The sequence below is a fragment of the Metaclostridioides mangenotii genome (genome assembly GCF_017873185.1).
Classification (GTDB): Bacteria; Bacillota; Clostridia; order Peptostreptococcales; family Peptostreptococcaceae; genus Metaclostridioides; species Metaclostridioides mangenotii.
On record NZ_JAGGJX010000005.1, the window covers coordinates 129,756 to 145,879 of the forward strand.

A 16,124-nucleotide genomic window follows, 5' to 3' on the forward strand; every position below is an offset into this window, starting at 1 on the left:
CCAACTAAAAACTACATGCTTTTAGCTGTTCCCCTCTGTTTCCTATTGTCTAAACGTATTTTATTATTTTTTTTCGAAAAATCTTTAGGTCCTCTAACTTCACGTAAATTATCTAGTTGGCCAATCGGTTCTAATCTTTCGTATATTTTTACCCAAGCGCAATCGTTATTTTCATTGACTTCACACTTGCTATTTTGTGATCCACCACATGCACCGTTTATAAGTCCCTTTGCACAATCCGTCATCGGACATATTCCTCCAGTCCATCCAAGTTCGCACTTTCCGCAAGCTCTACAAGCTTCTTCGTACTTTCCAACTCTTTGGACTTCACCTATAAAAAGTGTATTATTTGCTGGATAGACTGGCTTGTTTTTTATAACTTTTGCCAGTGTTTGAGTTCCATCCCCACATGCCAGTGAAAGCACTGCATCAGCTTCTTCTATATCTTTCTCTAAAGCTTTAATATCTTTCTTTGTCTTTTGTAAATTACACGCAGGATCTAAAATCAATTGTTTTAAAACTTTTTTATTTAGTCCAATTAATTTTTTCTTCATATCATCAATCTCTGTCTCTCCACCGCTATTACAAGCAGCGGCACATTGATTACATCCAACTAGTATTAATTTTTCAGATTTCCCAATCATCTCAAGTGTTTCTTTTATATCTTTATTTTCAGATATAATCATAATTATCCCCCCATGAGCCCCTAGCCTACTGTCAATTTTTAAATTATTCTTTAATCTTTAATCTTTAGTTAATCAATCTTATTTTTACTCTATCTGTTTAATATTTATCCTATCTAATTAATATGTATATTATGTCTTAACTGAACTTTATCTATTTAATTTTGTAATTTATAAGCTTTTAGTACATGTTTTGCCAAAATAGATGTAGTAACAGAACCCACACCAGCAGGTACAGGAGTTATAAGAGATGCTTTTAATGCTGCTTTTTCAGTATCTACATCTCCACATAAATTTCCTTCATCATCGACATTTATACCTACATCGATTACGACAGCACCGTCTTTTACATAGCTATCATCAATCATTTTTGCCCTTCCAACCGCAGCAACAAGCACATCTGCATTAGAACAGACTTCAGAGAGCTTATCTGTTTTAGAATGGCAGATTGTCACAGTAGCATTTTCATTTAAAAAAAGCATCGATACTGGCTTTCCGACTACTAAAGACCTCCCGACTACTGTAACATTTCTTCCTTTTAATTCTACTTCATAATGTTTTAAGATCTCAACAACAGCAGTAGGTGTGCATGGTGGAAACCCACCAAGGTCACCTTCTACAACTTTTGCCAAGTTTACTGGATTAAAGCAGTCTACATCTTTTTGAGGAGATACTTGGTATTTTATTTTTTTTTCATCTAAATGTTCTGGAAGAGGTCTAAAACAAAGTATTCCATTTGTTGCGTCGTCTTCATTTAATTTATTTAAAGTGTCTATGTATTCTTGTGTCGTTACATCTTCATTTAATACAACAACTTCAGTATCAATACCTATTTTGCCACATCTGTTTAGCGCTCCTCTTTCATATGACAAATCATCAGGTCGCTCTCCAACTCTGACTATAGCAAGTTTAGGCGATTTGCCTGAACTCTTTATAGTTTCCACATCTTTAATCAAATCTTCACTGATCTTATCAGCTACAGGTTTTCCCTTGATTATTTGCCCTTTTGTTGAATCAAACCTCAATATACACAACTCCTCTTTTACTTCTGGATTCTATTTTATTATTATCGCTTCTACTTTTGTATAAACTTCATCACAAATCTTTACACCATCTTCTACTAACTCATTTACTTCACTTTCAACTCTATTCACGTATTCAAGATCTTTAATTGAGTTTGTGTTTATGAACACACATAACTTTGCCGATAAAATTGCAGCTCTAAGACATTGAACACCCACTCCAACATCACTTATCAACAATCTAGAGCCCTTATCAACTAATTCTTCATGTAGCTTTATAGATTCATGACATGCTCTAACTATGTTTAAAGGAACTTCACAAGCTATTTTAAGATTTCTCTCCATAGTTTCCTGCTTTATTTTTTTCTCTTCATCAGTTTCAGTTGGAAGACCATAAGCTTTTGATAAAGGTAAAAAGCACTCTGCATCTTCGTCAATCATCTTAATCAATCTGTTTTCAAGTTCTTCTGCTTTTTTCAAAATTTCTTGTAGGCTTTCTTCGTACTCAGCATATTTTTTCTTTCCTACAGTAAGGTTAGAAACCATACTGCTAAGCGCTACTCCTATTCCTCCGACTAATGCCGCTACACCCCCACCGCCTGGTACTGGCTCTTTCGATGCCAATTGGTTTACGAAGTCTACACAGCTTTTATTCGAAATTTTCATCTAAAATCCTCCCACCAAATATTCCATAAGATTATAAATTGTCAAAAAATTGTTTATAATATTATATATCTATACTATAGAATTGTAAATGTAATTTTAAAAAGTTAGTCATTCTACTAGAACAATCCAGAAATTACACCTTTTTCATCCACATCGATTTTTTCCGCTGCTGGAACTTTTGGTAATCCAGGCATCTTCATAATTTCACCAGTAAGGGCTACTATAAAACCTGCCCCTGCAGAAATATTCACCTGTCTTACAGTGATTCTAAACCCTGTAGGTCTACCCAATTGAGTCTGGTCATCAGTAAGTGAATACTGTGTCTTAGCCATACAAATTGGTATATTGTTAAATCCTAATTTCTCTAAGTTTACAATTTCTTTATCTGCTTCTTTAGTAAAGTCTACTCCATCTGCACCATAAATCTTAGTTGCAATCGCATTTATTTTATCTTTTATACTGTCGTTTATATCGTATACATAAGAGAAGTTGTTCTCTTCTTCCTCAATAAGTCTAAGAACTTCCTTAGCAACTTCAATTCCACCTTCTCCACCCTTAGCCCATACTTCAGATAAAGCTACATTTACACCTAATTCTGTACATTTATCTTTTACAAGCTTAAGTTCTGCTTCAGTATCAAGTGGGAATCTATTGATAGCTACTACTGCTGGAATTCCGAATACTTTAGTAACATTTTCTACATGTTTTAGAAGGTTTGGTAGACCTTTTTCAAGAGCATATAGATTTTCTTCGTTAAGATATGCCTTCTCTACTCCACCGTTGTATTTTAATGCTCTTACTGTGGCTACTATAATAACTGCATCTGGCTTGATATCAGCCATTCTACATTTGATATCTATAAACTTCTCTGCTCCTAAGTCTGCACCAAATCCAGCCTCTGTAACAACATAGTCAGCAAAATGCATTGCCATCTTTGTAGCTATTACTGAATTACATCCATGCGCAATATTTGCGAATGGTCCACCGTGAACAAATGCAGGAGTTCCCTCTAATGTCTGAACAAGGTTTGGTTTAAGTGCATCCTTTAAAAGAGCTGCCATCGGTCCATTAGCTTTAAGTTGACCCGCTGTAACTGGCTCTCCAGAATAGTTGTATCCAATGATTATCTTACCTAATTTTTCTTTAAGATCTGTAATACTATTTGCAAGACAGAAAGAAGCCATTACTTCTGATGCAACTGTTATATCAAATCCATCTTGTCTAGTGACACCATCTATTTTTTTGCCCAGACCATCTATAATATTTCTAAGCTGTCTATCGTTCATATCCATGCATCTTCTCCAAGTAATTCTCTTTGGATCAATATTTAGAGCATTGCCTTGGTGAATGTGGTTGTCGATTAAAGCTGCAAGCAAATTATTTGCAACGCCTATAGCATGGAAATCTCCTGTAAAGTGTAGGTTGATATCCTCCATAGGAATTACTTGTGAATAGCCGCCACCAGCAGCTCCACCCTTAACCCCAAATACAGGCCCTAAAGATGGTTCTCTAAGTGCAACTATTGTATTTTTATCTAACCTAGCTAAAGCGTCTGAAACACCTATTGTTGTTGTAGTTTTTCCTTCTCCAGCTGGAGTAGGGTTTATTGCTGTTGTAAGGATCAGTTTTGCTTTCTTACCTGAACCATCGTTAAGTAAATTGTAGTCTAATTTTGCTTTATATTTTCCGTATAGTTCTATGTCGTCCTCTGAAAGCCCCAACTTTTTACTTATTTCCTTTATATGTACTGGTGTAGCCTCTTGTGCAATCTCTATGTCTGATTTAAATCCCATACCTAATCGCCTCCTAAGCTTAAAATATAAAACTATTATTAGTTCGTATTTACAATTATACTATAATATTTTAAGTTTAAATAGTAATAACTAAACTTTTATTGTATACAAAATACAAAGCTATTTTCCCATGTTTCAAGGAATTTCTTAAATTATATTCTTTTTTTAGATAAGTGCTTATATAAATCCAGTTTTTAATTCGCATTCCTTGTAATACTAAGGTATTTAGATTTATAAAACTATTTTGAAAATTCATATAAGTAAGTGTACGAAAGTTGAATAGCTTAACTTTAACTTTATAGTAATAAATACATGCAAAATATTTGATACAAACTTTAATTTATAATTTATATTATATTTATCATTCTATTTTTTATCTTTCTTTTTTAAATGTTCGGATTCTAATATATAATATCTCGCGAATATAACTACTGTAATAGTCCCTAATACAATAGATACCTTAGTTTCTAGATCATAATACCATTGATTTTTATATTTTATTAAATAATAGCACGTTTGTCCTAGTTCGTTCTTTTTGGTTTCTCCATCAAAGCTAAGATACTCTTCAGGTTCTTTAGATCCATAATGATATATAAGATTTTTTTCTCTCCCATTATACTTTTCCTCAAGATTTGGAAGATTTGTAATTTCATATTTGTTTTTTATTTTCGAAACATTTTCTGGTTGTAATTCAGGTATGTAGTTTATCTGATTGTAAATATCTATTGAAGCTATTTGATCGAACTCGCTTTCATCTAATAATTTATCTAGTCGACTTTTAAAGCTTGTGATATTATTAATATTATTTGATTTCGTAATTGCGTATAATCTATCTCTAAGTTTCTCTTCAACTTTTGAAGACTTTATTGACTCTATTGATAGAGATATATTATTATATCCCATAAATAAACTAATAATCGTTAAAACTAAAAATATTAAAAATATATTTCTGATTTTTTTCAGATTACTCTTTTCAATATATTCTGTATTTATCTCTTCAGTCATCTCACTCCCTCCGTCAAACCTACTAATAGCTTCTTTAATAGCATCATCTTCACTATAGCCTTTATTTATAAGCTCATTTACAGATTCAATCAGATGCTCTCTCATCTCTTCTTTTAATTCAATAATTTCATTACTCTTGCTGTTTTTATACAGTCTATTCAAATATTCATCAATAGCTTTCATACACTATCTCTCCTCCCCCAAAAATTCGTTTATAACATCTTGAATAAAATACCACTCTCGTTTTTTAATCTCTAAAAATTCCTTTCCTTCTTCGGTTAAATTATAGTACTTTCTCCTTCCTCCTGAACTTTCACTACCCCAATAGGATTTTATAATTCCTTTGCCTTCCATCCTTTTAAGAGCTAAATACATAGTCCCTTCCTTTAACTCAAATGAACTTCTATCCCGTACATTCTTAGCTATTTCATAACCATAGCAATCTTTGTCTTTAAGTATAGCAAGTATCAAAGTATCGATATGGCCTTTTAAAACTTCCTTGTTTAATTCCAATTAAATTCACCTACTTTTTATATTACTCTATAATGTAAAGTACTTATTATTATAATAATTCATAGTACTCTATAATGCAAGGCTATTTTACATAAAAATTTCTGTATATAATTTTAATGAAATTATATACAGAAAAAGATAGTATTAATGTGTTATCCACTTAATACTACCTTTTAATCAAACCTTTTTATCGTTTTAAATTTACAAAATTTAGTATGCTTACTTAGTTGCTATTAATGCCCCATAAGCTATTGAATACAGCTTAGATTCATGAGAATCAGCTCTCGATGTGAGCACTATAGGCGCCTTAGCCCCCATAACTATTCCAGCCGATTTTGAATCAGCCATATAAGTAAGAGCCTTGCCAATTCCATTTCCGACTTCAATAGTTGGAACTAGTAAAACATCTACATCTCCCGATATCTTACTCTTAAATCCTTTTACCTCGGCAGCTTCTTTCGATACTGCTAAGTCAAATGCAAGAGGACCTTCTACTATGACGTCTTTCCCAAACCTTCCATTTGCGCAAGCTTGGGCTAGCAAGTCTGCATCAACTGTAGCCTGCATCTTAGGATTTACTTTTTCTTTTGCCGCTAAACAAGCTACTTTTACTTTGCATACTCCTAGAGCCTTGGCAGCTTTTATAGAGTTCTCAAGTATTTGTTCTTTTTGCTCATAGTTTGGAGCTATATTCATACCTCCATCAGTTATAAGCATTAATTTGTGGTACTCATCTAGCTCGTATATCATTACATGACTTAGTAGATTATCAGTTCTAAGACCGTATTCTTTATTTAATACTTCTTTTAGTAAAATTGATGTATCTAAAAGCCCCTTCATAACATAATCTGCCTCGTTCTGAGATACCAATTTAACCGCTATCTCAGCACATTTTTGTAGATCATTTTCATCGATAATTCTTATTCCTGTCAAGTCAAATCCAATTTCTTTAGATATTTTTTCAATTCTGTCGTTATTACCGACTAATATAGGAGTTATAATGCCTCTTTCTACAGCATCCTTTATTGCCATCAAAACTTCTTCATCGTGTGCCGCTGCTACTGAAAGTATTCCTCTATTCGTTCCTTCAAGTTGCTTGAACATATCATCTAGTTTCTTAATCAATTAAAATCCCCCCTAATATTATTTTCTAATATCTGTCAGATTCTACTTATTGTCTAAATTTATTTATTTCATGTAGACAAGCTATTGTTACTTCATCTTCTGGATTTAACTCATGTGCATGTTCTACATAATATATTGCCTCATTTAATTCTCCATTGTTGAGATATGCCATTCCTAGGTTACATAAAATCTCTGGATCTTCTTTTAACTTAGCTGCTTTTTGGAAAAATTCTATTGCTCCATTTAAATTTCCTGTCTGCGCCTCTAAAAGTCCAAGCTCTACCATGGCATCCACTTGCTCTGGCTTTAGTATAAGTATCTTTTCGAAGTATTTTTTTGCATCTTCGACATCTCCAATGTCTTTATAACCAAGACCTATCATAAATAATAAGTTCCACCAATCAGAATACTCTTCTTCCAAAGGTAATAGCTTTTCAAGTCCTTCTTTTCCTTTTCCTTGGAAAATTAGGTTGTACCCTTGCTCATACTGAACTTTAAAGTCCATCTTCCCTAAGTTTTCTTGAAGCTCAGCATAAAGATCTTCTTCAATACCTAAGCTTATCGCCTTTTCCCAAGTAAGCTTTGACTTAGTATACTGGGCTTGGTTGTAATAATGATAACCTAGATGATAGTATGCAAGTGCAAAGCTTTCGTCTATATCTACAACTTTTTCAAGTTTATCTACAGCTTCTAATAAGAATTTGCCCATAGCCTCTTCTTCAGTATCTTTTTGGTATTGTTTCGCCAATTCTTGGCATACAATTGCGTAATGGTATATTCCATCCAAATCTTCTGAAAACATAGTAATTAATGCCTTTAAATAGATCAAAGCATCTTTATATTCTCCTATCTCGAAGTACTTTCTAGACATAAATCCCATGTAAGCTTTTAAATCTAGGTCAGTTTTTGATTCAAGTGCCTTCAAAAATTTCTCGTATTCTATGTTGTGTTTAAAATTACTGTCTATACCCATTATAAAAATCATCGCATCTGCAAGTGACATCGAACTAATTCTGTCTTGTGCAGTGTTCTCTTTAATTCCCTTTACAAGCACTTCATTTTTAATAGGTACATCAATGCCACCTCTTGGTATTTCATAACCATCTAGATGGAAGTCACTATCGTCTTTTATTGTAATAAAGGCTAGTTCTTCAGCTTTGCCAAGTATATATTTTTCTATTAAAAATTTCATGAAATACCTCCTATATTTGTATGCTGTAAGCCTTGGATTTATCAAATATTTTTTTGTTTCCATACTCAAATAGCACTACATTTCTGTCTTTTATCGCTTCACTGTCTATATTTTCTTTTAAATCTATCACATTGTAATCAAATACCTCAAAATGAACATATTTTATTATATTTTTAGCTGGTGTATTTTCATATTCTGGTAGATATTTCTTTAGATTTTCTTCTTCTTTTAAGAACATATGGCATCTGTTTTTAAAGTCATCTAGCTCTTCTCTTGCAAAGAAATTAGGAATATTTGAACTCTTTCCAAGTGATACATAGTCGTACTTTAGAATATCTCTAAATAGTTCTTTCTCTATACCGATTTCTTCATAGTAGAAATCAAGTAGTATTTTATACAACTGATTTTTTCCTTGAGCTAAATCGAAATATCCATTTTTATCAAAGTACGTAGCAAAAGATTCGAAGAATTTAAATGGACTTTCACTGTAAAATTTATTTATAATAAACTTCATTGAAAGTAAAAAGTTTTTAGAGTTATAATACCTTTCGAGTACATCCTCTATATCTTTTAATTTAAGTATATCAGAATAACTCATATAATCGTTATAAAGTACCTCATATGGAGGATAATCTTTATACTTAAATCCATGCTTGTCTGCGGTTTCTCTAATGCCCGTCCCTTTTATCATTTTAAGGAAACCGAGTTGTAGCTGCTCTATATTTAAATTAAATACGTCGTTAAAAGAGTTCTCAAAACTATTATAATCTTCATAAGGTAGCCCTGCAATCAAATCAAGGTGTTGGTGAATATTTCTATAAGACTCTACAGTCTTTACAACTTGCGATAATCTCTCGAAATCGTCTCTTCTTCCAACTTCTTCTAGGGTCTTATCATTTGTAGACTGAACACCTATCTCAAACTGGAACAATCCCTCTTTGCAATCCTTTAAAAACTCGAGCATTTCGTCGTCTATCAAATAAGCTGTTACCTCGAAATGATATGTTGTGTATCCATTGTCGTTTTCCATAAGAAACTTCATTATTTCCATCGCTGTTTTTCGGTCTGCATTAAATGTTCTATCAATAAACTTAATTTGAGAAACTCTTGCCTCAATAAGCGCCTTTAAATCTTCTTTGATCCTGTCAGTACTAAAGTATCTAAGACCTTTTAAAGTAGATGATAAACAGTACTGACAGTTAAATGGACATCCCCTAGATGATTCGTAGTACACTATTTTATTTTCGTACTCTTCTCTATTTATATCTTTATATGGACTAGGTATAATATCTAAATTTTCAATAAGTTCCATAGGATCGTTCATTACTATTTTTCCGCTGTTTTTACCATTAATTTGATTTGGTTCTTTTTCTCTATAAACAATTCCATTTACTTCATCTATATTGAGTTCTCCTTTTAGATGGCGAACTAGATCTCTAAATATTTTTTCACCTTCACCGTAAAGTATATAATCGACAAAGTCGTATTTCTCCATTGCATTTACACTATCGTAACTAACTTCTGGTCCACCAAGTGCTATCTTTGTATATTTAGATACTTTTTTTAAATTATCACATAATCTTACTATATCTTCAATATTCCATATATATGTTGAAAATAGTATCACATCGTAATTATGTCTATATAAATCTTTTAAAATATAGTCTAAATCGTTATTTATTGTATATTCGCGTATTTCAATGTCGGCGATGTCTTTTACAAATTCTTTTAAATACCTTATGGCTAGGTTTGTATGAATAAACTTTGAATTCAAAGTTGTAAGTAATATTTTCAAATTTTTCACCTCTTTTTAAAATTATACTATTTTTTAACGTGTTTATGGGTTAAAATGATATATGTATAAAAAATATTATTATTTTAAGAAAGGAAGTTGATTATGGAATCAATAGATAAAGTGTCTATAGACTCACTATCGAAAAAAGACCTGCTGCTTATAATTAAAGCATTAGAATTTACTAATGAAACTACTAAGCTTGATGATTTTATCGACCTTAGAAATAATATAGTTAAAGAATTATGCTTCTTAACTAACACTACTGAAAGTGACTTTATAAATTATTTAGAAACTCACAGTAATAATATTTAGTCATTATTTTAGTTTCATAAATTTAAGTACATAATTGCCAGATTTGCAATTAATTTCGATATTCATTGCATTGTCTGTTAATGTCTTAGAAACTACATACATTTGATTTAATATTGGATCCGATACCGATTCTTCTTCTTTAAGATTAATTATATATCTTGGATCTACATTTTTATCAAATACGTTTTTAGCTACTTTGTAATTTCTTAGCTTGTACAGATATTCAGACATTGAATTAACAAAAGCTAAATTATCTATACTATCACAGCTGATTTCTTCACCTAAAAGTGATAGTATAGATTTTTTTATACTTGCAAGCCCTTGATCTTCAACAACTCTATCTTCCACATATACATCGTGTAGTACATTTAATAAGCCTTTTAAAATATCATCGTCATAATCGTATGTTTTTAAATCTATATATTCATCAATAGTTTGTATCGCTTTTATCCTAGCCATCTGAAACTTTACTATATCTTTTTTCTCAAGTTCTAAATTAAGTCCTATAATATATTCCTTTGTTTTCTGTAATAAATCTTTATACTCAATGCTCTTGTCATCTATTATCAAATGGATTAACGAATTGTACATCACTGAAGACAATAAGTAATCAAAAAACTTTTCCTCTATCTTAAAATAGTTTACATATTTTGTTATCAAATCTATAACTTGTTCTTCACTCTTTTTAATATTTGTATTTGCAAGTATCAAAGGAATTAAAATATTTAAAATATTGCTTTTTAAACATTTGTCTCCGTAGTATCTGTAGTAAATTAGCTCACCTTTTAAACGGCTTTGATCAACGTATACATACCTTTGTGTCTTGTCATCTACTAGCGATTTTGTGTTAATTATGATTATATCTTTAATAATCTTATCATCTATATCAAAAGAATTTATGTACGCATTTTTTATTAATACTTCCTTCATAAATTTCGCCTTCCTTATCAATATCATATAATCAATTTTTAAGTATTTCTTCACACTCTGTAAATTTATATTTTCAAAAAAAAGAGACAGCTATTGAGCTGTCATTATATAGGGGGATAGTAGTGTACAAAATTCATGTAATCTACTATCTATCTCTTATTATACGACACCATTTTTTTATATGTAAAGTATCATTTTTCGACATCCCCATATTATGCAGTTGTATCCCTATTAATTTCAACGATTCTAAATTTATTTTTAACATTACTTTACAATTAGTTTTTGAGTTTTACATTCTCTCTGGGGCCTTCATTCCAAGTAAGGCAAGAGCATTCTCTATAGTTTGTCTAGTAGCTTCTACTAATGCAATTCTTGCTTTTTTAAGTTCTACATCATCCACTAATATTGGGTTATCATGGTAGAATTTGTTAAATGATTGTGCTAAGTCTAAAACAAATCTCGTCACAATATGAGGCTCGTTCTTTCTAAGAGCAGATAGTATATTTTTATTAAATGATTCTATTTGCTTTAATACTTCAGAACTTCCTTCATCAACTAATAAATCAAAATTTATATCTGCTGAAACTGGCTCACCGTATTTTCTAATAACTGAACAACATCTTGCATGAGTGTACTGAACATAAGGCCCTGTTTCTCCTTCAAAGCTAAGTGTTCTTTCCCATGAGAATGTATAGTCTTTTATTCTACTATTTGATAATTCTTGGAATATTACCGCTCCAACTCCAACTTGCTTAGATATCTCATCTACATTCTTAGCATCTGAATTTTTAGCAAGTATTATATCTTTAGTTTTATCTACAGCTTGGTTTAGAGCATCCTCTAAGAATACTACTCTACCTTTTCTAGTAGACATTGTTCCTTCTTCAAGCGAAACCATACCAAATTGTACGTGATCTAGATCTTTTGCCCATTCGTATCCCATAAGTTCTAATATTTTAAAGCATTGTTGGAAGTGAAGTGCTTGTTGTGATCCAACAACGTATATACATTTGTCAAAATTGTAAGTTTCTTTTCTATATATTGCAGCAGCTAAGTCTCTAGTCATATATAGAGTTGAACCATCGTTTTTAGTAATTAGAGCTGTAGGTATATTGTAAGGCTCTAGATCTACTATTTTTGCCCCTTTTGAATCTTCAAGTAAGTTCTTTTCATTAAGAGTTTTTATAACGCCGTCCATTTTATCAGAGTAGAAACTCTCTCCAGCAAGTGAATCGAATTGAATATCTAATAAATCGTATACTCTATCGAACTCTTTTAAACTTTCATCTCTAAACCATTGCCATAACTCTTTAGCTTCTTCATCCCCATTTTCTAACTTAGTAAACCACTCTCTAGATTCATCTTCTAACTCTGGGTGATTTTCTGCTTCTTCATGGAACTGAACATAAAGTTTTAATAGCTCTGGTATTGGATTCTCTTCAACCACTTTTTTGTCACCCCATTTTTTAAAGGCGACAATTAACTTACCAAATTGAGTTCCATAGTCCCCAAGATGGTTTATTCTTATAGTTTTATATCCTTGTGATTCGTATAATTTGTATATAGCATTACCTATAACTGTTGTTCTAATATGACCTATATGGAAAGGTTTCGCAATATTAGGTGAAGAGTACTCAACTATTACAGTCTCATCCTTTCCTAAATTACTTCTTCCATAGTCTTTTTTCTCGCTAAGAACTTTATTTATAACTGTCTCAGCAAGTTGAGTTTTGTTTACAAAAAAGTTTACATATCCACCAAGGTTTATAACCTTCGCTACTGCCTCTGTAAGCTCTATTTCTTTTGCTAAATCCTCAGCTATCATATTTGGTGCTTTTCTAAATATCTTTGCCAATTTAAAACATGGAAATGCGTAGTCTCCCATATCTTTATTTGGGGGAACTTCTATCAATTCCTTAATTTCTTCTAGTGATAAATCTTCAATTTTAGCCTTAAGACATTCTGCAACAGCTAATTTAAAATCCTGCATCTTTTTGCTCCTCTCGCAATCTTATCTATACTTTATAATATTTATAATTTAATTCTGTTTGATTAAATACATTTTATTTATAACATAAATCTCCACCTATAACATGTTAAAGCAAATTAATTCTTTTTTCAAGTATTTCCGTATTTGATTATTGTATTAAATATCTTTTTCACTTATAACAGATATTCCATTTTTCCTAAGTATTGATGCTGTCACGCCTTGCCCTTCTATTTTTACTCCAGAAAATGTACCATCATATACAAAACTAGATCCACATGACGGGCTTCCCTCTTTTAAAACAGCTTCTTTACATTTATATAAATTTGCTATTTTAAGAGTTTCTTCTGCTCCTTTTACAAAACAAGACGTAACATCTCTGTCTCTATTGCTTAAAACTTTACCCTCTCCCATTAAAACTGATTCTCCACCTTTGCCTACTATCTCAGATGGGTCTCTTGGAGTTGTAAGTCCTCCCAGTTGTTCCGGGCAAGCTATTATATACTCTTTTTCTTTTAAATACGCTTTTAACTTTTCGTTGCTATTATTATCTCCATTGTATTTACAATTTATTCCAAGTAAACATGCTGATACTAATATCATTATTTTTCCTCCATATTTACCAATTATTATTTAAAGATTACTATAGTTACACCTATACCACCTTCACCGTACTCACCAGGTCTTTGAGACTTCACATGTTTATTTTGTCTAAGGATATCCTGAAGCCCTTTTTTAAGTACTCCTGTACCGACACCATGTATTATAGTTGCTTTTTCGATACCTGATACGTATGCGTCATCTAAATACTTCTCAACGGCCATTATAGCCTCTTCAAGGTTCATACCTCTAAGATCGACCTCGTTCTTCACTCTTCCTGATTTTGACTTGATTATATTTCTAGTAGATTTTGTAACTACTGAATTAGTGCTCTTCTCAACTTTTTTAAGAGATTTAAAAGGTAAAGACATCTTCATTATACCTATTTGAACAACAGCCTCTTTTTTATTTTTATCTACTGATACCACTGTTCCCTCTTGATTTAATGTTATAACCTTAACTTCTTCTCCTGGTTTTAGATCCTTTATCTCTTTATTGGATAGCTTTGGAACAATCATACTCTTTACTGAAGGTTGTAAACTTCCCATGGAGCCTGTAAGTTCTTTTTTAAGATCTTCAATTTTTCTATTTTTCTCCTTGGAAGCTCTATCGTTTTCTAATCTTCTAAGTTCCTTTACAATTTCATCTACTTCTTCTTTAGCTTGCCTTACTATAGAGAATGCTTCTGATCTAGCTCGTTCCATCATTTTTTCTCTTTGAGCAGAAAACTTTTCTATTCTTTCATCATAATCGACTTTTAAGTTTTCTATCTCGAGCTTCAATCTCTTAGCTTCCAATCTATCCGATTCAGCTTGGATTCTATTTTTCTCTACATTTTGAAGTACATCCTCTAACGCTATATTATCAGTGTTTATAAACTCTTTTGCTTTTTCTATTACAAAGTCGCTTAGTCCCAATTTTTTAGAAATTTCAAAGGCATTTGACTTCCCTGGTATACCAATAAGAAGTTTATATGTTGGGCTTAGCGATTCTAAGTCAAATTCAACTGCCGCATTTTCTACTCTGTCTTTAGTAAGAGCGTAGTTTTTAAGTTCACTGTAATGAGTTGTCGCTATACATTTTGCTCCCATTGCATTTACAAATTCAAGTATAGAAATTGCAAGAGCTGCACCTTCAACTGGATCGGTTCCTGCGCCTAACTCATCAAATATAACTAGAGAATCCGATGTAATTTGGTCTAGTATATCTACTATATTTGTCATATGAGATGAAAATGTAGAAAGACTCTGCTCTATACTCTGCTCATCGCCAATATCTGCAAATATATTATCATAAACACACATGCTACTTCCAAAATTAGCAGGTATATGAAGTCCGCTCTGTGTCATCAGTGCAAATAGTCCCACTGTCTTTATTGTGACAGTTTTACCGCCGGTATTCGGGCCTGTGATTACAAGAGTATCAAATTCGTCCCCTAAGTACACAGTATTAGAAACTACATTATCAGAATTTATAAGTGGATGCCTTCCACTTTTTATATTTAAGTACTTTTCTTTATTAATTTGTGGTTCAATTCCTCTCATTTGAATTGAAAGCTTACCTTTTGCAAATATAAAATCAAGTTTTCCTAAAATCTCTTGATTGGAAATTAGCTCCTCACTTATCTCACCGACATCATTTGAAAGTTCTGCTAAGATCCTCTCTATCTCTTCTTTCTCTTTAAGCTTAAGCTGTCTTAGCTCATTGTTCATATCTACAATACTCATAGGTTCAATAAACAAAGTCGCACCAGAAGATGACTGGTCGTGTATTATACCAGCCACTTGAGATCTGTACTCAGCTTTAACTGGAACAACAAATCTATCATCTCTAATAGATACTATTGCGTCTTGTAAATACTTTTGATATGTCGACGAAGTTATTATGGAATTTAATTTCGACCTTATAGATTGATTCTTTTGAAGAATCTTTCTTCTAATATCTCTTAAAGTTGTCGATGCGTTATCTGATATTTCAATTTCACTAATTATAGAATTAAATATTTTATCTTCGACTTCTCTAAACGCATAAAGCGAATCAGACATTCCTTGAATTATAGGAAATTTAAAATCTTCCTCTTCTGAACTCGATAAACTCCTTTTTACATTTCTAGCCGCTTGTAAGTTCTTGGCTATATTTAATAAACTGCCAGCATCCAAAGCTCCTCCAATATTTGCTCTTTTGACTTTATCTTCTATATCGTCAATACCACTTAATCCAACAGCTCCTCTTTTAATAAGAATTGATTGTGCTTCGCTAGTTTCTTCTAACATATATTTAACTTCTTCTGTTTTTGAACTCGGAATTAATTTTTCTATATATTTTAAACCTAGAGAAGAGGAAGCTTTCTGCTTAAGCAAATCTATTATTTTGTTAAATTCTAGGACTTTCATTGATCGTTTGTTCATAATATCTCACCATCCTCATTCTTTTTTAATTTTACATTTATTTTTTTAACAAACTTCTATTTGGGTATACTTATAATATACATTTTGTATTAT

The 16,124-nt window shown here is 31.7% G+C and carries 14 protein-coding genes; 1 reads left to right on the top strand and 13 read right to left on the bottom strand.

All coding sequences use genetic code 11. The features are described 5' to 3' along the window. Positions 1-11 precede the first annotated feature (11 nt). From J2Z43_RS11345 to J2Z43_RS11385, 9 genes are all read right to left on the bottom strand, one after another. Positions 12-686: a methylenetetrahydrofolate reductase C-terminal domain-containing protein gene (locus J2Z43_RS11345; RefSeq protein ID WP_209457304.1), complete on the bottom strand. Its 675-nt coding sequence runs from the start codon at positions 684-686 to the stop codon at positions 12-14. 155 nt (positions 687-841) lie between these two features. Then, positions 842-1,708, bottom strand: a complete 867-nt coding sequence (locus J2Z43_RS11350) for a bifunctional 5,10-methylenetetrahydrofolate dehydrogenase/5,10-methenyltetrahydrofolate cyclohydrolase (protein WP_209457305.1) — start codon at positions 1,706-1,708, stop codon at positions 842-844. Between the two features lie 30 nt (positions 1,709-1,738). Next, positions 1,739-2,371, bottom strand: coding sequence for a cyclodeaminase/cyclohydrolase family protein (locus J2Z43_RS11355; protein ID WP_209457306.1), 633 nt, complete (start codon positions 2,369-2,371; stop codon positions 1,739-1,741). Between the two features lie 116 nt (positions 2,372-2,487). Next, positions 2,488-4,164: a formate--tetrahydrofolate ligase gene (locus J2Z43_RS11360; protein WP_209457307.1), complete on the bottom strand. Its 1,677-nt coding sequence runs from the start codon at positions 4,162-4,164 to the stop codon at positions 2,488-2,490. A gap of 366 nt (positions 4,165-4,530) precedes the next feature. Further along, positions 4,531-5,352, bottom strand: coding sequence for a permease prefix domain 1-containing protein (locus J2Z43_RS11365; RefSeq protein WP_209457308.1), 822 nt, complete (start codon positions 5,350-5,352; stop codon positions 4,531-4,533). 3 nt (positions 5,353-5,355) lie between these two features. Next, the gene (locus tag J2Z43_RS11370; protein ID WP_209457309.1) at positions 5,356-5,682 is read right to left on the bottom strand and encodes a PadR family transcriptional regulator; all 327 of its coding nucleotides are present in this window, start codon (positions 5,680-5,682) and stop codon (positions 5,356-5,358) included. 219 nt (positions 5,683-5,901) lie between these two features. After that, positions 5,902-6,807 (bottom strand): bifunctional enoyl-CoA hydratase/phosphate acetyltransferase, encoded by a 906-nt coding sequence (locus J2Z43_RS11375; protein WP_209457310.1) that lies wholly within the window; start codon positions 6,805-6,807, stop codon positions 5,902-5,904. Positions 6,808-6,853: 46 nt separating this feature from the next. After that, entirely contained in the window at positions 6,854-7,999 is a 1,146-nt protein-coding gene (locus J2Z43_RS11380; protein WP_209457311.1) for a tetratricopeptide repeat protein, read from the bottom strand. Between the two features lie 10 nt (positions 8,000-8,009). Next, on the bottom strand, positions 8,010-9,794 hold the full coding sequence (locus tag J2Z43_RS11385) for a B12-binding domain-containing radical SAM protein (RefSeq protein ID WP_209457312.1): 1,785 nt from the start codon (positions 9,792-9,794) through the stop codon (positions 8,010-8,012). 102 nt (positions 9,795-9,896) lie between these two features. Here J2Z43_RS11385 and J2Z43_RS11390 point away from each other — a divergent pair, with 102 nt between their 5' ends. Further along, the gene (locus J2Z43_RS11390) at positions 9,897-10,106 is read left to right on the top strand and encodes a hypothetical protein (RefSeq protein WP_024620818.1); all 210 of its coding nucleotides are present in this window, start codon (positions 9,897-9,899) and stop codon (positions 10,104-10,106) included. A gap of 3 nt (positions 10,107-10,109) precedes the next feature. On the opposite strand, the gene J2Z43_RS11395 is transcribed toward J2Z43_RS11390, so the two are convergent. The 4 genes from J2Z43_RS11395 to J2Z43_RS11410 form a co-directional block, all read right to left on the bottom strand. Next, the gene (locus J2Z43_RS11395; RefSeq protein WP_209457313.1) at positions 10,110-11,036 is read right to left on the bottom strand and encodes a hypothetical protein; all 927 of its coding nucleotides are present in this window, start codon (positions 11,034-11,036) and stop codon (positions 10,110-10,112) included. A gap of 289 nt (positions 11,037-11,325) precedes the next feature. After that, on the bottom strand, positions 11,326-13,026 hold the full coding sequence (argS, locus tag J2Z43_RS11400; protein ID WP_209457314.1) for an arginine--tRNA ligase: 1,701 nt from the start codon (positions 13,024-13,026) through the stop codon (positions 11,326-11,328). A gap of 156 nt (positions 13,027-13,182) precedes the next feature. Then, a complete protein-coding gene (locus tag J2Z43_RS11405; protein ID WP_209457315.1) occupies positions 13,183-13,626 on the bottom strand; it encodes a DUF523 domain-containing protein in 444 nt (147 codons plus the stop codon). 26 nt (positions 13,627-13,652) lie between these two features. Beyond that, complete coding sequence (locus J2Z43_RS11410) at positions 13,653-16,031, bottom strand: endonuclease MutS2 (protein ID WP_209457316.1); 2,379 nt, start codon at positions 16,029-16,031, stop codon at positions 13,653-13,655. Between the last annotated feature and the right edge of the window lie 93 nt (positions 16,032-16,124).